The organism is Streptomyces tagetis, from assembly GCF_018069565.1.
Lineage (GTDB): Bacteria > Actinomycetota > Actinomycetes > Streptomycetales > Streptomycetaceae > Streptomyces > Streptomyces tagetis.
The window spans coordinates 126,147-152,801 of record NZ_JAGPNL010000011.1 but is presented as its reverse complement, the minus strand read 5'-3'; the positions used below and the strand labels follow the sequence as shown (position 1 = coordinate 152,801).

25 protein-coding genes and 1 CRISPR repeat array (1 of these 26 cut by a window edge) are annotated in these 26,655 nt (G+C 71.7%); of the genes, 13 read left to right on the top strand and 12 right to left on the bottom strand.

The features are described 5' to 3' along the window. Window positions 1-124: a CRISPR direct-repeat array (repeat unit 29 nt; unit sequence CGGAACACCCCCACGCACGTGGGGAAGAC); it reaches 515 nt to the left of the window's first position. 379 nt (window positions 125-503) lie between these two features. The 9 genes from J5Y05_RS29770 to J5Y05_RS29730 form a co-directional block, all read right to left on the bottom strand. Further along, on the bottom strand, window positions 504-2,099 hold the full coding sequence (locus tag J5Y05_RS29770) for a carboxylesterase/lipase family protein (protein ID WP_210876406.1): 1,596 nt from the start codon (window positions 2,097-2,099) through the stop codon (window positions 504-506). Window positions 2,100-2,132: 33 nt separating this feature from the next. Continuing rightward, entirely contained in the window at window positions 2,133-2,855 is a 723-nt protein-coding gene (locus J5Y05_RS32515; protein ID WP_307854154.1) for a GntR family transcriptional regulator, read from the bottom strand. Between the two features lie 93 nt (window positions 2,856-2,948). Continuing rightward, window positions 2,949-3,809, bottom strand: coding sequence for an amidohydrolase family protein (locus tag J5Y05_RS29760; protein ID WP_210876405.1), 861 nt, complete (start codon window positions 3,807-3,809; stop codon window positions 2,949-2,951). A 73-nt stretch (window positions 3,810-3,882) separates the two neighbouring features. Then, a complete protein-coding gene (locus J5Y05_RS29755) occupies window positions 3,883-4,866 on the bottom strand; it encodes a PhnD/SsuA/transferrin family substrate-binding protein (protein WP_247615536.1) in 984 nt (327 codons plus the stop codon). A gap of 50 nt (window positions 4,867-4,916) precedes the next feature. Further along, the gene (locus J5Y05_RS29750; RefSeq protein WP_210876404.1) at window positions 4,917-5,795 is read right to left on the bottom strand and encodes a substrate-binding domain-containing protein; all 879 of its coding nucleotides are present in this window, start codon (window positions 5,793-5,795) and stop codon (window positions 4,917-4,919) included. A gap of 52 nt (window positions 5,796-5,847) precedes the next feature. After that, entirely contained in the window at window positions 5,848-7,503 is a 1,656-nt protein-coding gene (locus J5Y05_RS32510) for a thiamine pyrophosphate-binding protein (protein ID WP_210876403.1), read from the bottom strand. Beyond that, window positions 7,500-8,570 carry an amidohydrolase family protein gene (locus J5Y05_RS29740; protein WP_210876402.1) on the bottom strand — a complete coding sequence of 357 codons (1,071 nt, stop codon included), beginning with the start codon at window positions 8,568-8,570 and terminating at the stop codon, window positions 7,500-7,502. Before J5Y05_RS29740 ends, J5Y05_RS32510 begins: the two co-directional genes overlap by 4 nt. Before the next feature lie 138 nt (window positions 8,571-8,708). Further along, complete coding sequence (locus tag J5Y05_RS29735) at window positions 8,709-9,569, bottom strand: HpcH/HpaI aldolase family protein (protein ID WP_210876401.1); 861 nt, start codon at window positions 9,567-9,569, stop codon at window positions 8,709-8,711. Next, entirely contained in the window at window positions 9,566-10,213 is a 648-nt protein-coding gene (locus J5Y05_RS29730) for an SRPBCC domain-containing protein (RefSeq protein WP_210876400.1), read from the bottom strand. Before J5Y05_RS29730 ends, J5Y05_RS29735 begins: the two co-directional genes overlap by 4 nt. 820 nt (window positions 10,214-11,033) lie before the next feature. On the opposite strand from J5Y05_RS29730, the gene J5Y05_RS29725 reads away from it, so the two are divergent. The 5 genes from J5Y05_RS29725 (at window position 11,034) to J5Y05_RS29705 (ending at window position 17,412) form a co-directional block, all read left to right on the top strand. Beyond that, window positions 11,034-11,921: a substrate-binding domain-containing protein gene (locus J5Y05_RS29725; protein WP_210876399.1), complete on the top strand. Its 888-nt coding sequence runs from the start codon at window positions 11,034-11,036 to the stop codon at window positions 11,919-11,921. A 61-nt stretch (window positions 11,922-11,982) separates the two neighbouring features. Then, window positions 11,983-12,849 (top strand): amidohydrolase family protein, encoded by an 867-nt coding sequence (locus J5Y05_RS29720; RefSeq protein WP_210876398.1) that lies wholly within the window; start codon window positions 11,983-11,985, stop codon window positions 12,847-12,849. A 394-nt stretch (window positions 12,850-13,243) separates the two neighbouring features. Then, window positions 13,244-14,380 (top strand): ABC transporter substrate-binding protein, encoded by a 1,137-nt coding sequence (locus J5Y05_RS29715; RefSeq protein WP_210876397.1) that lies wholly within the window; start codon window positions 13,244-13,246, stop codon window positions 14,378-14,380. A 96-nt stretch (window positions 14,381-14,476) separates the two neighbouring features. Then, window positions 14,477-16,255, top strand: coding sequence for an ABC transporter permease (locus tag J5Y05_RS29710; protein WP_210876396.1), 1,779 nt, complete (start codon window positions 14,477-14,479; stop codon window positions 16,253-16,255). Further along, entirely contained in the window at window positions 16,252-17,412 is a 1,161-nt protein-coding gene (locus tag J5Y05_RS29705) for an ABC transporter ATP-binding protein (RefSeq protein ID WP_210876395.1), read from the top strand. The genes J5Y05_RS29710 and J5Y05_RS29705 overlap by 4 nt, the downstream gene beginning before the upstream one ends. 734 nt (window positions 17,413-18,146) lie before the next feature. Here J5Y05_RS29705 and J5Y05_RS29700 read toward each other — a convergent pair. After that, window positions 18,147-18,674, bottom strand: coding sequence for a DinB family protein (locus J5Y05_RS29700; protein WP_210876394.1), 528 nt, complete (start codon window positions 18,672-18,674; stop codon window positions 18,147-18,149). Window positions 18,675-18,702: 28 nt separating this feature from the next. Here J5Y05_RS29700 and J5Y05_RS29695 point away from each other — a divergent pair, with 28 nt between their 5' ends. From J5Y05_RS29695 to J5Y05_RS29685, 3 genes are all read left to right on the top strand, one after another. Beyond that, window positions 18,703-18,861: a hypothetical protein gene (locus J5Y05_RS29695; protein WP_210876393.1), complete on the top strand. Its 159-nt coding sequence runs from the start codon at window positions 18,703-18,705 to the stop codon at window positions 18,859-18,861. 248 nt (window positions 18,862-19,109) lie between these two features. Further along, a complete protein-coding gene (locus tag J5Y05_RS29690; RefSeq protein WP_210876392.1) occupies window positions 19,110-19,877 on the top strand; it encodes a HipA family kinase in 768 nt (255 codons plus the stop codon). Further along, a complete protein-coding gene (locus J5Y05_RS29685) occupies window positions 19,874-20,257 on the top strand; it encodes a DUF3037 domain-containing protein (RefSeq protein WP_210876391.1) in 384 nt (127 codons plus the stop codon). Before J5Y05_RS29690 ends, J5Y05_RS29685 begins: the two co-directional genes overlap by 4 nt. A gap of 96 nt (window positions 20,258-20,353) precedes the next feature. Here J5Y05_RS29685 and J5Y05_RS29680 read toward each other — a convergent pair whose 3' ends face one another. Beyond that, a complete protein-coding gene (locus J5Y05_RS29680; protein ID WP_210876390.1) occupies window positions 20,354-20,728 on the bottom strand; it encodes an excalibur calcium-binding protein in 375 nt (124 codons plus the stop codon). 296 nt (window positions 20,729-21,024) lie between these two features. Here J5Y05_RS29680 and fabG point away from each other — a divergent pair, with 296 nt between their 5' ends. The 5 genes from fabG (at window position 21,025) to J5Y05_RS29655 (ending at window position 25,853) form a co-directional block, all read left to right on the top strand. Beyond that, on the top strand, window positions 21,025-21,786 hold the full coding sequence (gene fabG / locus J5Y05_RS29675; RefSeq protein ID WP_210876389.1) for a 3-oxoacyl-ACP reductase FabG: 762 nt from the start codon (window positions 21,025-21,027) through the stop codon (window positions 21,784-21,786). 87 nt (window positions 21,787-21,873) lie between these two features. After that, window positions 21,874-22,632 carry an SDR family oxidoreductase gene (locus J5Y05_RS29670; protein ID WP_210876388.1) on the top strand — a complete coding sequence of 253 codons (759 nt, stop codon included), beginning with the start codon at window positions 21,874-21,876 and terminating at the stop codon, window positions 22,630-22,632. Window positions 22,633-22,824: 192 nt separating this feature from the next. Then, complete coding sequence (locus tag J5Y05_RS29665; RefSeq protein ID WP_210876387.1) at window positions 22,825-24,411, top strand: ABC transporter substrate-binding protein; 1,587 nt, start codon at window positions 22,825-22,827, stop codon at window positions 24,409-24,411. 101 nt (window positions 24,412-24,512) lie between these two features. Further along, window positions 24,513-25,196, top strand: coding sequence for a uracil-DNA glycosylase (ung, locus tag J5Y05_RS29660; protein WP_210876386.1), 684 nt, complete (start codon window positions 24,513-24,515; stop codon window positions 25,194-25,196). Between the two features lie 132 nt (window positions 25,197-25,328). After that, window positions 25,329-25,853, top strand: a complete 525-nt coding sequence (locus J5Y05_RS29655; protein WP_210876385.1) for a hypothetical protein — start codon at window positions 25,329-25,331, stop codon at window positions 25,851-25,853. 78 nt (window positions 25,854-25,931) lie between these two features. Here the strand turns inward: J5Y05_RS29655 and J5Y05_RS29650 are convergent, their stop codons facing one another. After that, window positions 25,932-26,351, bottom strand: a complete 420-nt coding sequence (locus J5Y05_RS29650) for a hypothetical protein (RefSeq protein ID WP_307854153.1) — start codon at window positions 26,349-26,351, stop codon at window positions 25,932-25,934. Window positions 26,352-26,655: the final 304 nt, after the last annotated feature.

Below are 26,655 nucleotides of genomic sequence, written 5' to 3'. Positions count from 1 at the left end.
ACGACGCGACCGGGGAGGCAGCGCCGTGCACCAGCGGAACACCCCCACGCACGTGGGGAAGACGTGCAACCACCCTGCGCCTCACCTCTCGACACCGGAACACCCCCACGCACGTGGGGAAGACCCTTTCTGACCTGCTGTTTAGCGGGGGGTTTGTTGTTTCTTTGCAGTGGTGGTGGTCCTGGGACGCTGGAGTGGTTGGTTCACGTCGATCACTTTAGTCGCGTTTGCGGTTCGGGGTGTTGTCAGTGGTAGGCGCCGTCCTCCCCGCCGGGGCGGGGGTGCCGGTCCGGCGGGCTGGCTGGTGGTGTGTGGGGGAGGGGCTCTCCGGCCTGGTGTGTACGGCGGTCTTGGACGGTGCTGCTGTTCGGGTTCGGGTCGGTTGGCCAGGTGGGGCGATCTTGCGGGGATGCGGGACGGGCTGGGCTGGGCTGGAGGGAGGCTGCGAGCGTCCGGTCAGCGGCCTCCGGTGCTTTCGGTGTCTTCGGTGTCGTCGGTGGGCGTCACCATGCCTGTTGGGTCAGGAAGAACCGTTGCCAGAAGTCGAGGCGGGGCGGGTCCGCGAGGGGTATCGGGGCGAAGGCGTTGCCCAGCTCCATGACCGACGGTGTGTCGGCGGACCACGCCGGCCACCGCGGCAGGCCCGGTCCGTTGGGGTCGCCGGTGGCCACGAAGTTGGCCCAGTAGCCGGTCATGGTCTCCGCGACGGCGTGGTCGTGGTCGGTCCACTCGCCGCGGTCGGGATGCAGGTTGCCGAACACGAAGTCGATCTCCGAGCCGTGCGAGGCGCGGCGGGGGTCCTGCCCCATCACCGGAGAGGCGTAGGTCCAGAAGTACGTGTACACGGGCCGGCCGGCCCGAGCGGTCCAGTCCTTCGCCCACAGCCAGGTGGAGATACGGGCGTTGTCGCGCACCGCGGCGCAGTGCGCGCGTCCGGCATCGTCGTCGGTGTCCGCCGGATAGAGCCGCAGGAACTCCTCCGCCATGGCTCCGAACTTCTCGCGGGAGGCGGTGACGAAGGCTTCCCGAGTGACGTGGACCGGTGGAGCGCCCGGCCGCCAGGTCCTCCGGCCCGCCGTACGGTAGACGGCGAAGGTGCTCTCGGGGACCGCGCCGCTCTCGTCGAGGTTGTTGCCCGCGAGGTACCCCACGTCGTTCTGCCGCCCCCGGGAGTACGTCTCCTCGTAGCCGCCCGGGATCACCCAGCCGTCGACGACCGGCCGGAACAGCGGTGGTTTGGCCGGGCCGCCCGTGTCGGCGGCGCTGTCGACGGCGGAGGCGTTGCCCTCCACCAGCCTCGGCCAGGGAAGTGACCGCAGCCGCCGCAGCGTCCGCGCCCCCCGCTCGGCCGCGTACCGGGTGCCGGCGGCCTCGGCGTCGGCCAGGGTGCGGTAGGAGGAGGCCAGGAACCGCAGTTCCGGGTCGCGGAAGTGGCGGGCGTGGCTCTGCGCGACGGCGCGGTGGAAGAGCCCCTCGGCCAAGGGGGACATGGCCAGGAAGTTGGCCGATCCGGCGCCGGCCGACTGCCCGGCGATCGTGACCCGCTCGGGGTCGCCGCCGAAGTGCGCGATGTTGCGACGCACCCATTCGAGCGCCGCCACCTGGTCGAGCAGCCCGTAGTTGCCGGAGGCGCGGTGCTCGGACTCGGCACTCAGCTCCGGTGTGGCGAGGAAACCCAAGGAGCCCAGCCGGTAGTTGAAGGTGACCACCACGATGCCCTTGCGGGCCAGCGCCTCCCCGTCGTAGCGGGGGTGCGCGCCCGTGCCGACGCGGAAGCCGCCGCCGTGTATCCACACCAGCACGGGACGCGCCCGCCGGTCGTCGGCGGTGGCGCCCGTCCACACGTTCAGGTACAGGCAGTCCTCGCTCATCGGCAGGTCGAGTCCGTCGAGTTCGGGTCCGGGTGCCTGGGGGCCCACCGGGCCGAAGGCGTTCGCCTTGCGGACCCCGGCCCACGGCGCCGGGGGCCGCGGTGGCCGCCAGCGCAGATCTCCGACCGGGGGAGCCGCGTAGGGGATGCCGCGGAAGACGGTGACCGAGCGGTCCCATCCCGGTATGCCCTCCACCAAGCCCGCTTCGGTCTTCACTGGCTGGCGCATGCTGTCTCTTTCTGCTGGATGGCGGGCGGTGCGTCAGGGGGCCGAGGGGTCGCCGGGAGGGTCGGCGCGCTCCCGCCGGGCCTGGAGCATCAGCGCCTGCCGCGCGGAGGCGACGTGGTGGCGCATGGCGGCGGTGGCGGCCTCGGGGTTGCGGGTGACGATGGCCAGGAAGATGGCCTGGTGCTCCTCCAGGGAACCGGTACGCGGGTGCGGAGCGGTGAGGTTGCGGTACTGGCGCATCACCAGGGGGTACAGCAGGGTGTCGTAGGCGCGCGCCAGGGTCTGCTGGTGCGCGGCCTCCTTGACCTGCTGGTGGAAGCGCCGGTTGCCCTGCGAGTATCCGGCCTGGTCCCCGCGCGTCTTGCACTCCTCCATCGTCCGCAGGGTCCGGCGCAGTTCGGCGATCTCCTCGTCGGTGGCCCGTTCGGCGGCCTTGCCCGCGAGGGCGGACTCCAGCGTCTCGCGGGCCTCCAGGATGTCGGCGGCCTCCTCGACGGAGAAACTGCGGGTCCGCACGCCGCGGTTGACCTCGCTGGTGACGTATCCCTCCTGGGCGAGCTGGACCAGGACCGCCCGCATGGTGCTGCGCGAGACGTTGAACATCCTGGTCAGGTCGGCCTCGGTCAGTCGCGTGCCCGGGGGGATGCTCCCCGACAGCAGCAGCGACCGCAGCCCGTCGTACGCCTGGCTCTGACGGGTCGCCGACGTCCGGCCGGCCTCCGTCTCGTCGAAGCCGTTGGAATCCACCGTGATCACCCTGTAGTTCTGCTGGGAGAGGACAACTGCTGACGGGAGTATGGCCGACACGCGGCGGCCCCCCGGGGCGGCGACGCGGCCGTGGTGGGCGGATCAGCCCCGGCCGGCGGCGAGTGCCGGATACAGGCGCCGGGCCGTGCCCGCGAGGATCTCCCGCAGGTCCCGCTCCGGCAGCACCGCGAGCACCTTCCGGGCCAGCGCGAGCAACTCCGGCAGGGACTGCTCGGCCGCCGGGAGGTTCGACCCCCAGGCGATCCGCTCGGCGCCGAACGCCTCGACGACCGGCGTGAGGAAGTCCTCCGCCTCCTCACCGGCGTCGTCGAGCCGTTCGAGGTTGCGGTGGGTGAGCTTGAGGTGCAGACCGGGGTGGGTTCCCAGCTCGGCCACCTCGGCGCCGGCGCGCGCGGGCGAGGCGGCGATGTCGGGGTAGCCGATGTGGTCGAGGAGCACCTTCACGTCGGGGAACCTCTCCAGCAGTTCCCGCAGTTGACCGGTCGCGGCGCCCAGGCGCATCTGGAGGCAGACGGGCAGCCCCAGTTCCGCGGCCTGTTCCCAGAACGGGAACGTCTCCGGGGCGACGAACCACTCGCCCTGGGTGGGCACCGTGCTGCCGCTGGTGAAGAGCCGTACCCCGGCGAGGCCGTCCTCGCCGGCCGCGGCCTTGAGGGAGGCGGCGGCGTCCGGGCGCAGCGGGTCGACGGTGCCGACGGCGACGAAGCGTTCCGGACGGAGCCGGGCGCTGTCGAGGACGTAGGAGTTGTCGTAGCCGTAGTTCGTGGTGGCCTGGACGAGGATGGCCTGGCCGATGCCCGTCTCGTCCATGCGGCTGATCATGCCCTCGGCCGTCACGGGCCGGGTCGCGGCCCACTCGGACTGCTTGCCGCCGATCGGGGCCCGGGGGTACCTCGCCGGGTCGTCGGAGATGATGTGGCAGTGCGCGTCGACGATGTCCACGGGGGATGCCTTTCCTCTGGGGGTGTCTGTCTTCGGTTCTGGTGCGGGCCGGCCGGGGTGCGGGCCGCCCGGCTCAGGCGTCCGGGTAGTCGCCGGGGGCGAAGAGCGCCGCCGGGTCGGAGGGGAAACCGGGGTCGAGCAGACCCTGGTCCTCGGCGAACCGCACCATCGCGGTGAGGCTCGGCTCGTTGGACTTGATGCCGTAGGGGACCGGGTCCGCGCCGATCTGCCGCTGCTGGCGGGCCAGTCGGGGGGTCGCGGCCCAGTCGGGCCGGTCGGCGAGATGGCGGCTCTTGCTCCGCGCGAACGCCGTGTACAGCCGGGTCGGCAGCTCGGGGTCGCGCGCCACCAGCTCGGAGCGGACCGAGACCACCGAGTGCAGCGGGTAGACGCCGGTCCGCAGGTAGCAGTCCACGGCGACGGTCGCGGCCTCGGGGAAGAGGGGGTACGGGCCGTCGTCGGCCGGCTCGGCTTCGGTCGCCGCCGACCAGCCCGCCCGGGGGGCGCCCGCCCGCCCGGTGCCGGCGTTGCCGGTCAGGGCGGCGTCGATCTCCCCGGTGCGCAGCAGCTCGGCCAGCGAGCGTCCGTCGGTGACCCGCTCGACGTTGGACGGGACGCGGCCCTCGACGTGGTCGTCGTCGTCCACCACCCAGGTGATGGTGTCGATGTCCACGCCGTACTCGTCGCGCAGCACGCCGCGCACCCACACCCCCGTGCTCACGGAGTACGCCCGGACGCCGATCCGGCGTCCCTCCAGGTCCTTCGGCACGCGGATGCCGGAGTGGGCGGCGCACTGCACGTCGCCGTGGTGGAAGCGCCGGTTGAGGAAGACCGGCACCGCGGTCAGTTCGACGCCTGCCTGGCGTGCCATCAGGTAGGACACCGGCGCCAGTTCGCACACGTCGAACTCCAGGTCGCGGATCATCCGGCGGTAGGCGCCGATGACCGGTGCGACCTCCACCGGCTCGACCGCGTACCCCTCCATCGTGATGTCGCCGTCCAGCAGCGGCCCGGCGTGCGGGTAGTCGCCCAGGACCATCGTGAGCTTGTCCGTCATCGTCTCTCCTCGTCTGTCTGCGGGGGTGGGGCCGTCCGTGCGCCGCCGGCTCAGCCGCCGAGGCGGGCCGGTGGTACGCCGAGCGCCGCGCAGGACCGGTCGACCAGTTCGTCGTAGTCCACGGCCCGCGGGATCACGCCCTGCTCCAGGGCGTAGGCGGCTGCCTTGGTGAAGGCGCCGCGCAGGGCCTCGAAGCCCACCGGGTGCAGGGGCACCGGTCCCGGCTCGGCCTCGGCCCGGAGCGTCGAGCGCAGGGCGTCGTAGGCGGCGAGGACGGCGGCGGGGTGTTCCGCGGCGGCCTGTCCGGAGACGCCGACCACATGGTTGACCGGGACGAACCCCTGGTCCCGGGACCACTGTTCGGCGCTCTCGCGGGCGTCGGCGACGGCCGTGCGGATGCGGTCGTCGGAGGGGAGCTCGTTGCCCATGATCCCGAAGTCGAGGCGGCCTTCCAGGAAGTCCGCCGGCAGCCTGGCCCCCTCCGGTGCCCGCCGGACCCAGGCCGGGTCGTGGGCTCCGTCGACGTGGCTGTCCTCGTACGTCGTCCACTGCGCCTTGCGCAGGTCGACGCCGTACTGCTCGGTGAGGAAGCCGCGCATCCACACGCCGGTGGTCTGGCTCCAGGAGCGGACCCCGACGCTGTGTCCCTCCACGTCGGCGACCGACAGCTTGCCGAGGGTCACCAGGGTCTGGTGCTGGTGGCGGCCGAGCGTGGTGACCGGCAGGAGCAGCACGGGCTTGTCGTGGGCGACGGCCTGGAGGACGGTCACGATGGCCACTTCGCACAGGTCCGCGCGGGACTCGTTCACGAAGCCTCGGGAGGCTTTGTGCACCGGTTTGACGGCGACCCGCTCCGGTTCCGTTCCCGTCTCGCGTACGGCCGCCACCGCGGCAGCCGCGAGGTCGTCGCGGCCGAGCACCAACTTCATCCGTCTCTCCTCGTCCGTGTGTTGCGGTGTCGTCGTGTTCGTCCGGCCGCGCTCACACGTCCTCGCCGTACTGGATGCGGCGGTACGGCGTGCTCAGCACCTGGCGGGTGATGCGGACGTCGATCACGGTGGGCCGGGGGTTGCTCACGTACTCCGCCAGCGCCTCCCGCAGTTCCCGCGCGGAGCGGACCGTGGCCCCGCCGCCGCCGAGCGCCTCGGCCACGCGGCCGAGTTCGGGTGTGGAGATGGTCGCCAGGTCCGGGTCCAGCTTCATCGCCTTGGCCTTGTGGTACTCGGCGCCGAGGCCCTGGTCGTTCATCACCACGACCAGCAGGGGGACGTCGTACCGGCACGCCGTCTCGAACTCGGACAGGTGCATGAGGAAGCTGGCGTCGCCCTCCACGACGAAGCCGGGCCGGTTGCCGTTGGCGATCATCTGGCCCAGGGCGATCAGCGGGGCCTGGCCGATGGCGCCGAACATGCCGTAGTTGGAGAGGACGTCGCGGGAGCGCTGGAAGAGCATGGTCCCGAAGTCGGTCTGGTGCCCGCTGCCCAGTACCAGGCCCATCTCGCCCGGGAGTTCGCGGTCGAGTATCCAGATCGCCTCCCGCGGGTCGAGCAGTCCGGGCTCGCGCACGTACTCGGCCGGCGGCTGGAGCCGGGCCGTCAGCCGCTGCCGGACGTCGTCGGTGTGGTAGCCCTCCAGCCGTACGGACCCTGCGTCGAGTTCCTCGGTCAGCAGGGCGAGCGCGGTGACCGCGTCGGCCTGGAGGTGGCAGTCGGCCGCCTTGCCGTTGCCCATCACCAGGTGCGGGGCGGTGTCGATGTGGACGTACTTGGCCTCGGGGTAGAGGTAGCCGCTCTCGATCGTGTAGTGGTTCAGGCTGGCGCCCACCGCGATGACGCAGTCGGCCTCCTGGAGCAGCTCCATGGACGCCTTGTCGCCGAACAGGCCGGAGAGCCCGACGTGGAAGTCGGTGCGGTCGCACAGCCAGTTCTTCGCCTGGAGGGTGGTGGCCAGCAGGGCGCCCGTCCGCTCCTGGAGGGCGAGGATCTCCTCGCCGGCGTCGGCCTTGCGCGCCCCGCGGCCCGCGATGATCACGACGCGCTCCGCGTTCTGGACCAGGTCGCGGGCGGCCCGCACGGCGTCCGGGTCGGGCAGCATCCGGGGGCGTGAGATCAGGGTGGTGGACGGCTCGTAGTCCTCGTCGTAGTCGTCGAGTTCGGCGAGCTGGACGTCGACGGGCGCGCTGATCATCACCGGCCTGGACTCGGTCCGGGCCAGGTAGAAGGCCCGCCGCACGGCCTCCTGGGCCGCTTCGGGCCGGGCCACGTGGATGAACTCGCACTCGATCGCCTCGGCGAAGCGCCGCTGGTCGAGGTATTGCACCGCGCTGTCGTCGCCGAGCGTCACCTCGCCGCAGAAGGCGACGAGGGGGGTGCCCGCCCGGCTGGCCACGATCATGGAGGTGGCCAGTTGCGCGACTCCGGGACCGCTGGTCGTGGTGACCACGCCGGGCTGCCCCGCTCCGCGGGCCCAGCCGTCCGCCATGCCGAGGCCGGAACCCTCGTGCCGCACCTCGTACAACCGGACGCCGCGCTCGGCGAGCGCGTTCATCCAGTGCATGTTGGCGTCGCCCATCATGCCGAAGACGTCGCTGGTGCCCTCCCGGACGAACGCCTCGGCGAGTGCTTCGTAGACCTTCACTTCTGCTCCTCCTTCACCGCTGCCGTGGCGGTCGTACGGGCCTTCAGGACACTGTCGAGACGGGAGAAGACCCGCAGCGCGTTGCCTCCGTAGACCGCCTGCCGGTCGGAGTCGCTCAGCGTGCCGAGGGAGTCGATCGTGAACTTGGTGTCGTCGAACCGCCGCCCGGTCTCCGGGTCCACGCTGCGCACCGCGCCGATCATCTCCGAGGCGAACAGGACGTTCCGGACGGGAACGTTGTCCAGCAGCAACTGCATGCCGCGCCGGTCGTACACGCAGGTGTCGAAGGAGACGTTGGGCAGGATCGACTCCTCCAGCGGCGGACGGCCCCGGTCCAGCATGACGCCCCGGTAGCGGCCCCAGTGGTAGGGAACGGCGCCCCCGCCGTGCGGCAGGACGAACTGCAGCTCGGGGAAGTCCGTGAACAGGTCCGAGAGGCAGAGCTGCATGAACGCGGCGGTGTCGCCGGCGAGGTAGTGGGCGCAGGTGCCGTGCAGCGCCGGGTTCCTCGACATCGCGACGTGGATCATGGCGGGGACACCGAGCTCGACCATCTTCTCGTACAGCGGGTAGTAGACGCGGTCGGTGAGCGGCGGGGCCTGGTAGTACCCGTCCGACGGATCGGGGTTGAGCAGGCAGCCGACGAAGCCCAGCTCCTCGACGCACCGCTCCAGTTCGGTGACGGAGTTGCGTACGGAGGCGGCGAGCGCGTCGCCCGGGGACTGCGGGAGCTGGCACACCCCCACGAACCGCCCGGGGAAGAGGCCGCACACCCGGGCGATCAGGTCGTTGGTCACCCGGGACCAGTCCAGGCTGGTCCGCTCGTCGCCGTAGTGGTGGGCCATCTTGCCCGCGCCCGGCGAGAAGAGCGTCAGATCGGTGCCGCGCTCCTTCTGCAACTTGAGCTGGCCGTTCTCGATGACCGCACGGATCTCGTCGTCGCCGATGCGCAGTTCGTCGGGCGAGACGCGGGCGCCGGTCTCCTCGTAGGCGCGGATCTGTCGGGTCCGCCACTCGCCCAGGGCGGGCGGCGCCGTGGTGAAGTGACCATGGCAGTCGATGATCATGGATTGCTCCGAAACTCGTGGTGACGCGGGGTGTGGTCGCGCGGACCCGGTCCGGTCCGATCCGGTCTGGTCCAGTCCGATTCGGCGTGGTTTAGTCCGATTCGGTCCGGTCTGATTCGGTCGGGTCCGGGCGTGCCGTCAGCCGCGGCCGGTCAGTTCCCGGCCCCTGTCCAGGCCGGGGTAGGTGCGTACGGGCGCCGACATCAGGAACCGGTAGCCGTCGTCGAGCACCCGCTCGACGTTGTCCGCGGTCACGTGGGGGTGGCCCACGGCGACGCCGCGCTCCCGGCAGATGTCGAGGATGCGCCGCTTGCATTCGAGGACGCGGGGGTGTTCGTACTGGCGGGGGACTCCCAGCTCCTGGCTCATGTCGCCCTCGCCGATGAGGATCAGGCCGATTCCCGGCACCCGGTCGAGGATGTCCGGCAGGTTCTCGATGCCGAGCTGGTCCTCGATCATGAGGCCGACGAGGATCTCGCCGTCGGGGGCGAGCGGCCACACGTCGGCCCGCGCGTAGTACTCGGTGTTCGGGATGCCCCAGTAGCGCGTCGCCGCGTGCGGGCCGTCGCCGCGCAGACCCGCCGGCTCGTACCGGGGGGCGTCGGGCAGCCGCGGGTAACGGCAGGCGGCGACGGCGTTGCGGGCCTCGTCCACGGTGGAGATGTGCGGCCAGACGATGCCGAACGCGCCGAGGTCGAGTGCCTGCTTGGCGTGCCACTGCGCCTTCTCGGCGCCGTTGGCGGGGATGCGGACCAGCGGGGTGACGGCCGGCGCGAGGCTGTCCGCCTCGAAGACGCGGCGCCGGTTGAGGAGGTACTGGAAGCTGTCCCGGAGCGCGTTGATGTCCCAGGGCTTGTGTTCCATCTCGAACACCACCGCGTCGTAGTCGGTGGTGCCGAGTTCGATGGCGGAAGCCGGGTCCGCGGCAGCGAACGTCGCGAAGACGTGCTTGCCCTCGGCGAGTGTGCCGATCACCTTGTTGAGCCTGGACGTCGTCATCGCCGGCCTCCTTGGCCTAGAGATTCGTCGGAGGGGTGGACCGGGTGGGACGCGGCCGGTGAGCGCCGGGCCCTGCGCTTCTCCCACCACGCGCGCAGACGGGCCAGCAGGCCGGCCGGGCGGGCCGGTGCCGGGTGCGAGGGGGCGGTCGCCGGCGCCGGTTCGGCGGGCGGGGCCGTGGGCGGCTCGCCCGGCCCGGCGCAGAGGCGGACGAGTTCGTCGGTGAACTCCTTGGTCATCTTGGAGACCACCACGCCCGCGCCCGACTCGATCAGCCTGGCGAGCTTGCCGTTGAGCTTGATCTCGCCGTCGCAGGCGACCAGCGAGGTGCCGGGTGCTTCTCCGGGGACGACCCGGAAGGTGGCCTGGGCGCTGAAGCGGGTGGCGCCCTGGCCGTCCTTGCCGCGGGCCGAGAGGCGGCCCTCACGCGCGGGTTCGTCGAGGTCCAGGGTGACCCGGGCGGCGAACTTGACCCGGATGCCCCCGAACCTGATGGCGAGCGTCGCGTCGAACGACCCGTCGTCGTGGGAGGCCCCCAGCTCGGCACCGCCGATGCAGGACACGACGTCCGAGGGGTTGGAGATGACCTCCCACACGCGGTCGGGAGGACTGGGTACGGCGATCTCTTCCGTGATCGATATCAAGGCATGAACCTCACTCGGCGGCGGGCGTGGCGTCGTGGGAAGGAGAGGACGGCGCGGCGGCGTGGCGGGCTGATGTGCCGGCCGGCGGTTCGTCGCGGGCCGGTCGGGGTGCCTGGACGGCCGCTGCCGTTCCGGATCAGTCGCCCTGCGACCAGGCGTCGCATGCATTGTCGGACAACCGGTGACGGGAACGTAACACCCTTGCCTCGTGCCGACAAGGTAGGTGCAGGAAATCCCTCTTCAGGGCACCGCCTCAACCTTGTGCGGCTCAGGATTGTTGGACAAACAGTGGATGGGTCCCTCAGGGTGCCCTCGTGGCCGCCCGGCTCGCACCATCTGCCGTACCAACGGGATCGCGCCGCATGCGCCGAAGCCCATGGTCCGGCCGGCCGCCCCGGTTGTCGAACAATCCACCGAGGGGGTGGCGACTGCTTCGGGGAAGTAGAGGTTATTTCTGCACACTTCTTGCAGCGCCAAGGTGGTGGTGTTACGTTCCCGGCACTGCTTGTCCGACAATCTCGGATCTCCCGCAGGTTGCCGGGTCCGCTTCAGCAGATGATTTCAGCCGACCACGATGCTCCACCAGGTGCATCGGGCGCACCACTGTCGCAGTTCAGCACTCACGCACCGCCCCGGACGAACCGCCGCCCCCCCCCCACGCGGCGCACGGCCTCCCCCCTCCCCTCCTCCTCGCGAGTGACCGCGCGGACGGGCGCGTCGACCGGACTGGTGCACCTCACAGACCTCGGAGGCAGCAGATGAGCACTTCCTGTTCGACCGGCGCCCGCGTGCGGGACGGACGGGGCGGGACGGTGCCCGCGTGAACCCGCTCAAGGTCGCGCTCCGCGACTACGCCCACACCCGGGCCCTCAAGGACGGCACGGTCGTACCGCAAGGATGCGCACTCGACTTCGCCGAAGTGGAGCCCATCCACCGGGCGTTCGCCCCGATGGTGCGCGAGCTGCGCTACGACGTGTGCGAACTCGCCCTGGCCACCCTGCTCCAGGCCGTCGAGGCCGGCCGGCCGGTGGTGGCCCTCCCCGTCGTGCTGCACGGCAACCACCACTACCGCTCGATCTGGACCTGGGAGGGCGGCATCGGCCCCGCCGATCTCCGGGGACGCCGCGTCGGGGTGCGCGCCTACAGCCAGACCACCGGGCTGTGGGTCCGGGGCCTGCTGAGCGACACGTACGGCGTCGCCTCACGGGACGTCACCTGGGTGACGACGGAGGAACCGCACGTCGCCTCCGTGGAGGAACCCGCGAACGTCGAGCGCACCGACGGCCGACTCGTCGACCTGCTGCGCGCCGGGGACCTCGCGGCCGTGGTGATGGGAGCGCGTTCGGCGGATCACGTCGACGGGCTCGTGCCGCTGATCCCCGACTGGCAGGCGCGGCAGGAGGAGCACGTCCGGGAGCACGGCTGGATTCCGGTCAACCACCTCGCCGTGGTCCCGCGCGACCTGGTGGAGGCGCGGCCCGACCTCGTCCGCTCGGTCTACGAGGCGCTGACGCGCGGCATCGACCTGGCCAGGACGGAGACGGGCGGGACGGTCCGCGAGGCGGTGGTCCGGTACGGCGTCACCGACACCCTGCTGGCCACCCTCGACACCGCGATCCGCCATGCCCGCGAGCAGGAGGTCATCCGCTCGGCGATGACCGCCGAGTCGCTCTTCGCCGACTTCACGGAGTACGTGGCGCGGGCCTGAACGGGCCCCGGACGGCCCGCCGTCCCGACGCCCGGCTCCGACACCCTCCCCAGGAGAATCGATGCACTACTTCGACACCCACACCCACGCCCTCTCCGCCGACACCGGAACCTACCCCTCGCAGCCGCTCGGCGGCACGCGCTCCCAGTGGTCCGAGCTGCGCCCCGTCGACGCCGACGGGCTGATCCGCAGCCTCGACGCGGCGGGCGTGGAGCACGCCGCGCTCGTGCAGGCGTCCACCGTCTACGGTTTCGACAACCGGTACGCCGCTGACGCCCTGGAGCGCCACCCCGACCGCCTGGTGGGTGTCTGCTCGGTGGACTTCCTCGCCGACTCGGCCGTCGACACCCTGCGGTACTGGATCGAGGAACGCGGCTTTCGCGGCGTCCGGATCAGGGTGTCCGACGGCACGACCAAGGTGCCCACACCCGGCGCCGGCGTCTCGGACGAGCGCATGGAGGCCGTCTGGGACTACGTGGCCTCCCACCACATCCCGGTCTGCATCCAGATGCACTCCAAGGACGTACCGAAACTCACCGACGTGCTGCGGACCCGCCCCGGCATGACGGTGCTGCTCGACCACGCCGGACGCCCCAACGCGGCCGGGGGCCCGCCCTACACGCACCTGGACGAGATCGGCCGGCTGGCCGGCTTCGAGGGTGTGCACCTCAAGGTGACCCCGCCCGCGCTGCGCCGGCTCGACGACGAGCCCGGCGCCGACGTCACCGAGGTGCTGCGCCGCCTCGTCGGCATGTTCGGCGCCCGGCGGGTGATGTGGGGCTCGAACTTCCCGGCCTCCGCGGGGGCGCTCGCCGAGCTGCGCGGGGCGATCGAGGACCGCCTGTCGTGGCTGGAGCCCGACGACCTCGCGGCGGTGCTCGGCGGCAACGCCGCGCGGGTCTACAGAGTGGCCGTAGGCACGCCATGACATCCCACCGGCGGCCCCCGGAACCGGTGGACGGCACGCACGCCGACCGGCCCACCGGCAGCGGCACGGGCTCTCCCCGGCCCCCGTCGGCGGCCCCCGCCCTCCTGTGCCGAGGCCGGCACGGCGCCCGGCCGCGGCGGTGCCGCTCGCCTCGATCCTCCGGCCGGACGAGGCCCGCGGAACGCCGGCACGGCTCGAAGCCCGGCGCCGACGCCGTCCTCCGGGCGGCCCGCGAGAAGGACATGACGCGGTCCGGCGCCAGGACCCCCGACCACCACCGGAACCGCACGAGCTTCTCCCCGACGGCCGGCAGGACGCTCGGCACCGATACGGGCCAGGACACGCGAGAGCCGCGAAGCGGCCGGAGCGGATCACCCACCAGGAAGGAACGATCATGAGGTACATCCGGACGAACAAGGCTGTGGGACCGTTCGACGCCGCCACCGGCCCGAAGCACCCGGCACGCGCCGGACGGCTCCGGCTCTCCGCGGCGGCGGGCGTCCTGCTCATCACCGCCGCCTCGCTCTCGGCGTGCGGAAACGGCTCCGACACCGAGAGCCTGCCGACGGAGATGAGCGACATCGTCAAGCAGGCCAAGAGCGAGGGCGAGGTCGCCTGGTCGGCCCCCAAGCCGCAGAACCAGATGCAGCCGGTGATCGACCTGTTCGAGAAGAAGTACCCCGGGATCAAGGTCAAGTACACCAACACCAAGGCCCCGGACCAGGTGAGCCAGCTCAAGATGGAGCAGGCCGCGCGGAAGGTGTCGATCGACGTCGCCAACGCCGGCGGGCTCACCGTCCTGCCCTCGCTGCAACTGGCCGACGACGTCGACTGGTCCCGCTACGACATCGGCAAGGAGAACGTCTTCGAGAAGAGCCTCGTCTACATCTGGTCGGTGCCGAAGGTCTGGGCCTACAACACGGACAAGGTCAAGCCCGAGGACCTGCCGAAGACCTGGGACGACCTGCTGAAGCCCCGCTGGAACGGCGGACAGGTCTCGGCCGAGTCCCGCGCGTCGTTCATGACCGTATGGGACCTGGACCCGGCGCTGGGCCAGACCGGGGCCATCGCCTGGGCCGAGAAGTTCACCGCGCAGAAGCCGCACTTCACCCCCAACACGACCCAGGCCGAGGCCCCGATCGAGTCGGGCCAGGTGAGCATCGGGACCAGCCTCATCAACCTCGTGCTGGAGGGCCGGGCGAAGGGCGCCCCGGTCGCGGTGGCACCGCTGTCGCCGACCAACGCCAACGAGTCCTACCTGTACGTGCCGAAGGGCGCACCGCACCCCGCCGCGGCGGTGCTGCTCACCTCGTTCCTCTCGTCCGACGAGGCCCAGAACCTGCTCGCGAAGACGTACAACTCCCGGATTCCGGTCGACACCGACTGCTCGAATCCCGGCGACAACGCCGTCCTCCAGGCGATCTGCGAGGCGAACCTGACGTGGTTCGGCACCAAGACCCTGGACGACTACAAGAGTTTTTCGGGGTTCTTCCCGAAGGTCGAGAAGGCGCTCGGGACAGATGTCGGCTGACCTGCCGGCCGTCGGACCGCGCCGCGCACCACACGGTCGCGGCGCCGGTTCGGCACGCAACGCGGACCAAGACGTTCTACGACGCGGGAGGTCGTGATGGAACTGACGTCAACCAAGGAGGACGACGCTCCGGCGGCCGGCGCCGGCGGACGCGACGCCCCCACCCCCGAGCGCCGCCCGCGCACGGAACGCCGTGCGGCGGGGACCCTCGTCAACCTCGCCATGATCCTCCTGGTGGGATACCTCGTTCTGGTCCCGCTGGCGATCCTGCTGTACAGCAGCCTGAAGGCGTCGACCACCGAACTGCCCTTCGAGGTGCCCGGGTTCTCCCTGGACAACTTCCGGGCGGTCCTCTCCTCCAGCCGGCTCGGCGAGGTCACGCTCAACACGGCCATCTACGTGGTCGGATCGCTGATCGTGGCGCTGGTGCTCAGCGTGAGCCTCGCCTATCTCTTCGAGCGGACGGACATCCCGGGACGCTCGTTCCTGGCCCCGCTCGCCCTCGCCCCCATGGCCGTCCCCGTGACCGTCATGGCGATCGCCTGGGCCCTGGTGGCCAACCCCGCGAACGGCCCCCTGGCCCTGCTCGTCCGCCGGGTCTTCGGCATCACCGTGGACGTCTACTCACTGCCGGGCATGATCCTCGTCATGGGCATCTTCGGCGTGCCCAGCATGTACCTGATGATCGCGCCGGCCTTCGCCCGGCTCAACCCCGAACTGGAGGAAGCCGCGGCGACCGTGGGAGCGCCCCTGTGGCGGCGACTGCGGCTGATCGTCTTCCCCCTCATCACGCCGGCCGTGTCGGCCGCGGGGATGCTGCTCGTCGTCGTCGCCCTGGAGGGATTCGCCATCCCGGCCATCCTGGGCCTGCCCAAGCAGATCTTCGTGTACAGCAGCTTCATCCAGTACTCGCTCCAACCGCCCAGCGGCGTCGCCAACTACGGGCAGGCGAGCACGTACGGCGTGATCGTGCTGGCACTCTCGCTCGTCATGCTGATGGTCTACCGGCGCCGCGTCCGGGACACCCACCGCTTCCGGGTGGTGGTCGGCAAGGGCTACCGCCCCCACCGGGTCTCCCTCGGCCGCTGGCGGATACCGCTCTTCCTGGTCGTCTCGGCCTACATGTTCGTGGCCATCGTGCTGCCCATCGTGGCCCTGATCTGGACGAGCCTGTCGCCCTATGCCCGGCCCTTCAGTTGGTCCGGCCTGAGTTCGATGACGCTGGAGAGCTACCGCCGCGTCCTCTCCTCCTCGGACATCGGCGAGGTCCTGCTCAACACCGGGCAGGTCGTGCTGATCACCGCGACCGTGACCACGGCCATGTCGGTCTGGATCGCCGTGGCCGCGACGCGGAACCGGTTCCGGGGCAGCACCATGCTCTTCGAGGCCACGTTCCTGGTCTTCGGCATCCCCAGCGTGGTCCTCGGCGCGGCCGTGCTCTTCCTCTACCTCTACCTCCCGGTGCCGATCTACGGAACGGTCTGGATCATCATCGTCGCGCTGACGACACGGTTCCTCCCCCGCGGTTCACGGATGGTGCACACCGCCCTGCTCCAACTCGACGACGGCCTCGTCGAGGCGGCGCGCGTCACGGGTGCGAGCCCCATGACGGTGACGCGGACGATCCTGCTGCCCCTTCTGCGGCCGGCCCTGTGGAAGTGCTGGCTGTGGGTCTTCGCGCACGCCCTGGGCGAGCTGCCGATCGCCCTGCTGCTGACGGGCGCGGACAACAGAACGCTGGTGGTGCTGCTGTGGGACACCTTCACCTCGAGTGTCGACTACCCGGAGGCCGGCGCCCTCGCAGTGATCATCCTGGCGATCTCCACGCTCGCGGTGTGGCTCGTCAACCGACACAGTGCGGAGAAGCAGGCATGACAGAGAGCAAGGGGAAAGTGATGGCCAGGGAAGCCAAGAACTCGATCACCATCAGCGGACTGCGCAAGTCCTACGAGCAGCCGTCGAAGGCCGGCTCGGCCTACGCGATCGACGACATCTCCTTCGAGGTCCCCCAGGGCCAGTTCGTCACCCTGCTGGGGCCGAGCGGATGCGGGAAGACGACCACCCTGCGCTGCGTCGCCGGCCTGGAGCAAGCCTCCGAGGGCCGGATCGAGATGGGCGGCGAGGTCATGTTCGACGCCCGGACGAAGCAGCACGTCAGGCCCGAGGACCGGCCCATCGCCATGGTGCCGCAGTCGTACGGCATCTGGCCACACATGCGCGTCATCGACAACGCCGCCTTCCCCCTGCGTCACGGGCGCAACCGGCGCAAGGGACCCGAGGTGCGTCAGCGCGCGCTGGAGATGCTGGAACAGGTGGGCCTCGCCGCGATGGCCGACCGCTGGGCGACCCAGCTCAGCGGCGGGCAGCAACAGCGCCTCGCCCTGGCGCGCGCGCTCCTCGGCGACCCCCAGGTCCTGCTGCTGGACGAGCCGTTGTCCAACCTCGACGCCAAGCTGAGGGCCAAGCTCCGGCAGGAACTGCGGTCCTTCCAGGAGCGGTTCGGTGTCGCCGCCCTGTACGTCACCCACGACCAGTCCGAGGCGCTGGCGCTGTCGGACACCGTGATCGTGATGAACCAGGGCCGCATCGAACAGATCGACCGGCCCGAGCGGCTCTACGACCACCCCCGCTCCTCCTTCGTCGCCGACTTCATCGGCAGCGCCAACCTGTTCCCGGTACGGGACGCCTCGTCGGGCCCGGGTGGCGGAGTGCTCACCAAGACCGACATCGGGCCGGTGCTCTGCGCCCGGACCGGCCAGGGCGAGGAGGTGCGGTACCACGACGGCGGGTTCGTCTGCGTGCGTCCCGAGGACGTCGGCGTGCGCACGGGCGGCACCGGCGCGACGCCGGGCGACAACGAGTTCGCCGGAGTGGTGGAGTCGGCCGAATACCTCGGTGACCGGCTCGAACTCGTCATCCGTACGGGAGACGTGGCCGTCACCGCGTCCACCCGGGCCGGTCAGAACCTGCGCCCCGGAGGGGAGGTCGTCATACGGCTGGACCCGGCCTCCACCAGCTACCTCGCGAGCTGAACAGCGGGCGGAGGTCCCGTGCCCCCCATGGACAGGCCGGCCCGGGGCGAGCCCCCGGCCGGCGCCGTACCGCAAGCCGCCGACGGGGACTCTCCCCGGGCACGGCGGCATCCGAGGTCCGAGCACGTCCCCCCGCTCCATCACCGCTTCGGCAGAGGCTGATACCCATCAAGCAAGCTGTGCCCCATCCGCCGGAATCGAAGAAAGACCCCGGAAACCGCCTCTGGCGGCAGTAAAACCCCAGACCATCCAGCCTGCTCCCCGCACCTGCGGGGATGGCCCCGGTCCGGGGCTCTCACCTCCGCGGGCTCCTGGGCGCGCACGGGGCCGGAAGGCACGGCCGCAGGGGCCGGTTCGGTATCGGCCGGTTCAGTGGCGGGCAGTGCCCGGCGAAATGTCCGCAGCGCCCGGACGACCGTGCAACTCGCCGACGTGTTGGCAGCCGTAGCGGTCGATGTGGTCGAAGGCGGCGCTGTGGTGCCTCATGTCCCGCACCCGCCAGTTGCGGACCTGCTCGCGGTCGGTTCCTGGAGGGGCGGTTCCTTGTCGTCGTCGACGGCGTCGGTCGGCTCCGGCTGTGGAGCGGGGACGACGGTGGCCGGCCGGGGCGCGGGCACCCCTGTAGGACTTGGTGAGCGAGGCGAAGAAGATGGGGACGACGCCAAGGGGCGTCATCCCCATGCTCGGCCGTTGATGTGAGACCAAGGTGTGGTTCCCCGGTCCCTCATCGCGTCTCACGCCCCGGCGACTCCGTCGATACGCTCTCGGACCAGATCGGCATGGCCGTTGTGACGAGCGTATTCCTCGATCATGTGAACCATGATCCAGCGCAGGGAAACTCCCTGATCGCCTACATGGCCGGCCTCCTGCTCGGACAGACGACCCGAGTCGTCCAGGGACGCGGCGGCAATCAACTCGCGGCCCCGAGCGATCTCCGCCTGCCAGGCAGCCGTCGCTTCGTCCAGTCCTCGGTCCGGATGAAGGGCGAAGCCGTCGCCGTTGCTCTCCCCGAATACCGGTGGCAGGTCCTGGCCCGCGAACACACGCTGGAACCAGTTGCGTTCCACCTCGGCCAGATGCTGGACGAGACCCAGCAGGGTCATCGACGACGGTGCCGCTGAGGCCAGCCGTAATTGCTCATCGTCGAGGCCCGAGCACTTGAGGGCGAGAGTCGCACGGTGAAAGTCGAGCCAGGCTTCCAGCATGGCCCGTTCGTCAGCATGCGCAGGCGGGATCGGGCGTCCATCCGGTGTCGTGGTCATAGTCGCACCCTGCCAGAAGCGGCCATGCGTGACCTCGGCAGCAGCCTTCGTCACGTACGGCTGCGTGTTCGTCGCCGGTGACGCGGGCTCCGTGAACCTGGGCGAGATGGACGGTGTGGTGGCCGGCTCCGGAGCCGATGTCCAGGGCCCGGCGGCCGGCGATGTCACCGAGGACTTCTGCTTCTGATCCGAACACGTGGAATACCTGCGCACTCCTCGCCGGCTGTCACGCTCGGTTACTATGCTCACTTCATGCCGGAGGCCGGGAGCAAGGGGCGTGCGGTCCTTGACGGATTGCTCGGGAGACAGGGAGATCAGTGTGCCAGCCGAAACTCCCCAGGTTCTCCCCAGGGCTGATCGTGCCCGACTCCCAAGCGTTGAGTGTCCAGGGCTGGTCATGGGTGGTAAGGCTGGCGGATCGGATGGCCTGGGAAAGTGTTGACCGAAGTCACCGCCACCCGCTACATCACCCCCCTGCGTGAAGGGGGTTCGCTGCCGGGGCTGGTCGAGGGGGACGACCTCGGGGTGTACGTCCTGAAGTTCACCGGGGCCGGGCAGGGGCGCAAGGCGCTCGTCGCCGAGGTGGTCGCCGGGGAGCTGGCCCGGCGGCTCGGCTTCCGGGTGCCCCGGCTGGTGACCCTCGACGTCGACCCCGTGCTCGGGCTCGGCGAGCCCGACCCGCAGGTGCAGGCCCTCCTCAAGTCCAGCGGCGGCACCAACCTCGGCATGGGCTTCCTCTCCGGCGCCCTCGGTTTCGACCCGCTCGCCTTCCCGGTGAGCGCCGAGGAGGCCGGGCGCATCGTCTGGTTCGACGCGCTGGTCAACAACGTCGACCGCTCCTGGCGCAACCCCAACCTGCTCTGGTGGCGGGGCGAGGTGTGGCTCGTCGACCACGGCGCCACCCTCATCTGGCACCACAACTGGCCCGGCGCCGACGCCTCCGCCGCCCGCCCCTACGACGCCCGCGACCACGCCCTCGCGCCGTTCGCGCCGGACGTCGCCGCCGCTGCCGCCACCCTCGCGCCGCTGGTCACCGAGGACCTCCTCGCCGAGGTCACCGCCGAGATCCCCGACGCCTGGCTGGAGGGCGAACCCGGCTTCGACACCCCGGACGACCTGCGACGCGCCCACGCCCGGCCGCTGCTCGCCCGAGCCGCCGCCGTCCACGAGCACATCCGGCACGTCCAGGAGGGGGACCGGTGAGCGACCGCCACGTCTTCGAGTACGCGCTGCTGCGGGTCGTCCCCCGCGTCGAGCGCGGCGAGCGGATCAACGCCGGGGTCCTCGTCTACTGCCGGGCCAAGGAGTACGTCGGCGCCCGCACCCACCTCGACGAGGCCCGGCTCCTCGCCCTCGACCCCGGCGTGGACCTGCCCGGGGTGCGGGCCGCGCTGCGCGCCGTCGAGGGCGTGTGCGGCGGCGGCGACCTCGCGGGGCAGGCCGCGCCGGACGAACCCGGCCGCCGTTTCCGCTGGCTGATCGCCCCCCGCTCCACGATCCTCCAGCCCGGCCCCGTCCACACCGGCCTCACGGCCGACCCCGCGGCCGAGGCGGACCGCCTCCTCGGCCTCCTCGTCCGCTGAACCCGGGGGCCGCAGCGCCTCCCACAGGGGCCTCAGCCCCCGCAGGGGCCCTCAGCGCCGCCAGCGCCGCCAGCGCCACCGGCACCCACAGGGCCCTCAGCGCCGACGGCGCCACCGGATCACGTACCCCGCCGCGAGTGCCGCGCCGAGCACGAAGGTGAGCCCGATCCCGACGTCGTGGTCGCTGGGCCCGCTGTTCGCGGCGCCCCCGACCCCGCCCCGTACACCGCGCGTCGGCGCCACCGGCCCGGACGCGTCCGGCGCGGGCACGGCGGGCGCGGGCGCGGTGGCGGTGGGCATCGGGCGGGAGGTGGCCGAGATGGTCGGCGGCGAGGTCTCCGCCGCCGCCGCGCACCGGGCTTCCCGCGCCGTGTCGCGGCACTCCGCGCCGTCCGCGTGGGCGGGGGCGGCCGACAACGCGAGGGCCGCGATCACGGCGGCGGTGCCGGCGGCTCCGGTACGACGGCGCATGGGCGTCTCCTCTCCGGCGGAAGGGCTCGCTCTGCCGACGCTAGGGGCGCGGTCCCCGGGCGGCTCGCGGCGTTGCGCCGACCGGGGGAGGGCGCGGGCGGGACCGCGCGCGTCGGCGGGCGCCCGGCGGCGCCAGCGGGGAGCCGTCCGCCGGGGGAATGGATCACACCCGCCAGGTGTCCCGTTGACACCGGGTGCCAGGGCTTCTAGCGTCACGTACGCGGAAGGTACTAAGCGGTCGCTCACCGCGGCGCCCGCTCCGCACGGCCGCATCCCCAGGACGAGGAGAAGCAGCGATGTCCACCACTGACCAGCGGGTCGCCGTCGTCACCGGAGCCGCGCGCGGCATCGGTGCCGCCACCGCCGTACGCCTGGCCGCCGAGGGCCGCGCCGTCGCCGTCCTCGACCTGGACGAGGCCGCCTGCCAGGACACCGTGGAGAAGATCACCGCGGCCGGCGGCACCGCTCTCGCGGTCGGCTGCGACGTCTCCGACGAGGCCCGGGTCGAGGCCGCCGTCGCCCGGATCGCCGCGGAACTGGGCGCCCCGGTGATCCTCGTCAACAACGCGGGCGTGCTCCGCGACAACCTGCTGTTCAAGATGAGCGCCGCCGACTGGGACACCGTCATGAACGTGCACCTGCGCGGCGCCTTCCTGATGACCAAGGCGTGTCAGAAGTACATGGTGGACGCCGGCTTCGGCCGGATCGTGAACCTTTCCTCCTCCTCCGCGCTCGGCAACCGCGGCCAGGTCAACTACTCCGCCGCCAAGGCCGGCCTCCAGGGCTTCACCAAGACCCTCGCCAAGGAACTCGGCAAGTTCGGCGTCACCGCCAACTCCGTCGCCCCCGGCTTCATCGCCACCGACATGACCGCCGCCACCGCCGGACGCATCGGCATGGGCTTCGAGGAGTTCAAGGCCGCCGCCGCCACCCAGATCCCGGTCCAGCGCGTCGGCGAGCCCGAGGACATCGCCAACGCCATCGCCTTCTTCACCGGCGAGGCGGCCGGCTTCGTCTCCGGCCAGGTGCTGTACGTGGCCGGCGGGCCGCTCGACTAGGGACTCCCCCCACGCCGCGACGGCCCCACGGGGCACGGGGCGTGGCCGGCAGCCGTATCCAGAGGGACTCACAGGACAGACGGGAACATGACTTCCGTGGAACTTTCGGGCAAGGTCGCCCTCGTCACCGGCGCCAGCCGCGGTATCGGCTACGGCGTCGCCGAGGCGTTCGTCGCACGCGGCGACCGCGTCTGCGTCACCGGCCGCAACGAGGACGCGCTGAAGGAGGCCGTCGACCGGCTCGGCGCCGACCGCGTCATCGGCATCGCCGGCAAGGCGCACGACGAGACACACCAGGCCGCCGCCGTCGAGCGCGTGATGGAGACGTTCGGGCGTGTCGACTACCTGGTCAACAACGCAGGCACCAACCCGGTGTTCGGGCCGATGGCCGACCTCGACCTCGGCGTCGCGCGCAAGGTCTTCGAGACCAACGTGATCTCGGCGCTCGGCTTCGCCCAGCGCACCTGGCACGCCTGGCAGAAGGAGAACGGCGGGGCCATCGTCAACATCGCCTCCGTCGCGGGCATCGCGCCCTCGCCCTTCATCGGCGCCTACGGCGTCAGCAAGGCCGCGATGATCAACCTCACCGCGCAGCTCGCGCACGAGTTCGCGCCCGGGGTGCGGGTCAACGCCATCGCCCCGGCGGTCGTCAAGACCAAGTTCGCCGCCGCCCTGTACGAGGGGCGCGAGGCGGAGGCCGCCGCCGGCTACCCGCTCGGACGGCTCGGCGTGCCCTCCGACATCGGCGGCGCCGCGGCCTTCCTCACCTCGGACCAGTCGGACTGGATCACCGGTCAGACGCTCGTCGTCGACGGTGGCGTCTTCCTCAACGCGGGCATCGGCTGACCCGCCGCGCCCCCGGACACGGGTGCCTCCGCTTCCCGCGGACGGCACCCGTGTCCGCCTATCGGACCCGCGTCACCGTGACAACGTAGTCATCTCAAAATGATCAAAACCCCTGTTCAGAGGGGGTCCAGGGCGCAAGGCGCTGCGGTATGGTCTGCCAACTCTTGGTACGGCCGATCGAGGAGCGTGCGCGTGTTCAACCGGAGCCGATGCCTGCGGCGGATGGCCGCCATCGTGTCCGTTGCGACGTTGGTCGGCGGCTGCGGCATGTTGTCCTCGGGCGACGCCGGCAGCGAGGAGCCCATCGTCGTCGGCACCACCAGTGCCCCCAGCACCCTGGACCCGGCCGCCTCGTGGGACGGCTCCTGGGAGCTGTTCCGCAACGTCTACCAGACGCTGCTGAGCTACCCCACCGGCGCGACCGTGCCCGAGCCGGACGCCGCCGAGGAGTGCGGCTTCTCCGACAACCGCAACCAGGTCTACCGCTGCCACCTGCGCGAGGGACTGACCTTCTCCGACGGGAAGCCGCTCGACGCGCGGGCCGTCAAGCACTCCATCGACCGCATCGGCAAGATCGACGTCAACGGCGGCCCCGCGGGACTGCTCGGCAGCCTGGACCGCGTGGAGGCCAACGGCGCCCGTGAGGTGGTCTTCCACCTCTCCAAGCCCGACGCCACCTTCCCGTTCGTCCTCGCCACCCCCGCGATGGCCATCGTCGAGCCCGGCGGCTACCCGGCGGGCCGGCTGCGCGAGGACGGCAAGGTGGTGGGCTCCGGCCCGTACGTCCTGACGGCGTACCAGGAGGGCCGACGCGCCGAACTCGTCCGCAACGACCGCTACAAGGGCTTCGCCAAGCTGCGCAACAAGGCGGTGACCATCCGGTACTTCAAGGACTCGGCCGAGATGGTGAAGGCGCTGCGCGAGCGGAGCATCCAGGTCACCTACCGCGGTCTGGCCGCCGACGACGTCGTCACCCTCCAGGGCCGGGCCGGCCGGGACGAGAACATCCAACTGGTCGAGGGCAGCGGGTCCGAGATCAACTACCTGGTCTTCAACCCCGAGGACCCCTGGGCGGGCCGCAAGTCCGTCCGCCAGGCCGTCGCCCAGGTCGTCGACCGGGCGCTGATCGCCCACGAGGTCTACCAGGACACCGTCGACCCGCTGTACTCGATGGTCCCCAAGGGGCTGACCGGCCACACCACCGGCTTCTTCGACGACTACGGCGACCCCAGCGTCGACAAGGCCCGCCGCATCCTCGCCGAGGACGGCATCACCGAGAAGGTCCCGCTCACCCTCTGGTACACCACCGACCGCTACGGCTCCGAGACCGCCCTGGAGTTCAAGGAACTCAAGCGCCAGCTCGACGCGTCGGACCTCTTCACGGTCACCCTGGAGAGCCGCCCCTGGAAGACGTACGTGGCGGGCTACCAGAAGGGCGAGTACCCGGTCTTCGGGCGCGGCTGGTCCGCGGACTTCCCGGACGCCGAGAACTTCATCGCGCCCTTCGTCGGCGAGCAGAACGCGCTCGGCACGCCCTACCTCGCCCCGGAGATCACCGACAAGCTGCTGCCCAGCTCCCGGCGCGAGAGCGACCGCGGCCTGGTGCACAAGTCGTTCCGGCGGGCGCAGGAGATCCTGGTGGACGACGCGCGGCTGCTGCCGCTGTGGCAGGGCAAGCAGTACGTGGCCGCCAACGGGGACATCTCCGGCGCCGAACGCGCCCTCGACCCCTCGACGATCATGACGATGTGGCAGCTCTACCGGAAGACGAGCTGGTAGCGGCGCGCTCGGGGCCGTCGGGCGGACCGGGCGGCGGATTGTCAGTGGCCGCCGGTAGGTTCGGGGCACCGGAAGCCACCGCACAGCGTAAGGAAGTTGACGTGACCGACATCGCCATGCTGCCCGAGTCCTGGCGCGAGGTGCTGGGCGGCGAGCTGCAGCAGCCCTACTTCAAGGAGCTGATGGAGTTCGTCGAGGAGGAGCGGGCGAACGGCCCCGTCTACCCGCCCCGCGAGGAGGTCTTCGCCGCGCTCGACGCCACGCCGTACGACCGGGTGAAGGTGCTGGTCCTCGGCCAGGACCCGTACCACGGCGAGGGGCAGGGCCACGGCCTGTGCTTCTCCGTCCGGCCGGGCGTCAAGGTGCCGCCCTCCCTGCGGAACATCTACAAGGAGCTCCACGCCGAGCTGGGCGTCCCCGTCCCGGACAACGGCTATCTGATGCCGTGGGCCGAGCAGGGCGTCCTGCTGCTCAACGCGGTGCTCACGGTCCGGGCCGGCGAGGCCAACTCGCACAAGTCGCGCGGCTGGGAGCTGTTCACCGACGCGGTGATCCGCGCGGTGGCGAACCGGCCCGACCCGGCGGTCTTCGTGCTGTGGGGCAACTACGCGCAGAAGAAGATGCCGTTGATCGACGCGACGCGGCACGTGGTGGTCAAGGGGGCACACCCCTCGCCGCTGTCGGCGAAGAAGTTCTTCGGGTCCCGCCCCTTCACGCAGATCGACGAGGCGGTCGCCCGGCAGGGCCACGAGCCGATCGACTGGACGATCCCGCACCTGGGCTGAGCCCCCGGGCGGGCCGGCATCCGGGCGTTCCCCGGGCCGGCCCGCCCTGCGCGTCGCGCGGTCGCCTGCCCTGGATCGCCCCCGCCTGCGGTTAGCGTCGTCGCAGACAGCGACGAGGGCACGGAGGACGCGGTGGCCAGGGGACAGGAGCAGTCGGCGCCCGATGCCGTGCTGACGCGGATCGGGCAGGTCGTCATGCTGCACCACGCGGGCGACCGCGAGGAGGCGCGCGACCGTCTCCTCGGCCTGTGGGCGGAGGTCGGCGAGCACGGCGACCCCCTGTACCGCTGCACCCTGGCCCACTACCTGGCCGACACCCAGGACGACCCGGGGGACGAACTGGCCTGGAACCTGCGCGCCCTGGCCGCCGCCGGGGAACTCGCCGAGGACCGGCCCGGCGGCCCGCACCAGGGCGCCTCGGCGGCCCGCGCCCTCTACCCCTCGCTCCACCTCGACCTGGCCGCCGACTACCTCCGCCTCGGCCGCCACGACGCCGCCCGCGGCCATCTCGGCCAGGCCCGCCGCACGGCCGCCGCCCTGCCGGGCGACCGGTACGGGGACCGGGTGCGCGCGGCGATCGACCGTCTGGAGGCCCGCCTCGACGACGAGGACCCCACCCCGGACGGTCCCTGGCGTCCGCCGCGACAGCGGCCCTGAGGCCGCGGAACCGGGTGCGCGGGGCTCGGGTTCGCGGGGCTCGGGTTCGCGGGGTCCGGGAGGACCGGTCCGGAGGGCTCAGTGGCCGTAGGCCCGGTCGCAGATGACCGCTTCCGGGCTGTCCGGCTGCCAGCCGCCGAACCGCTTGCCGAGCGCGCACAGGTCCGCCGAACCGCCGCCCTGACGCGGCAGGGCGGGGAGCGTCGCGCCCGGGGCCGGGGCGGCACCGCCCTGGTTCTGCGGCGCCGGTGACCGGGGGGCCCGGGGCTGTGGCACGGCGGCCGACGCCTCCCGGCCCGGCGGGGCCGCCGGGGCGGTGGTCCGCTTGGCGGCGGGGGAGTGGCCGGTCCCTTCCAGCGCCTCCAGGGCCGAAGCCTGTACGGGCCACGGTTCGGCGGAGCCGTCGGGACGCGGGGCGGTCGTGCGCGTGCCGGAACCCGAGGGGGAGCCGGACGGGGGCTGGACCGTCGTACAACCGGCGAGGGCCGAGACAGCCACGGTCACCAGAAGCGTTGCGGTGGTCGTCGTTCGATGCACCCGGGTCACTCTGGCGGCTCCGACGCCGCCCGCGCCGCTGGACAGGCGCACTGTGCCCCGCACGGGTGATGTCCGCCCCCGTACGGAGGGCGCCGCGACGACGAGGGGTGACGCGCGGGCTTGCCGGGGCCCTGCCGGGCGGATCAACGGACGGGCGGACGAGCGGATGAGCCGAGGGATGGGCCGACGGAGGGGCGGCTCGGGGTGGCTCCGGGGCGGCTGTGAGGTGGCTCTGAGGTGGCGTCCCCGGCTCTCGTACGGCGTG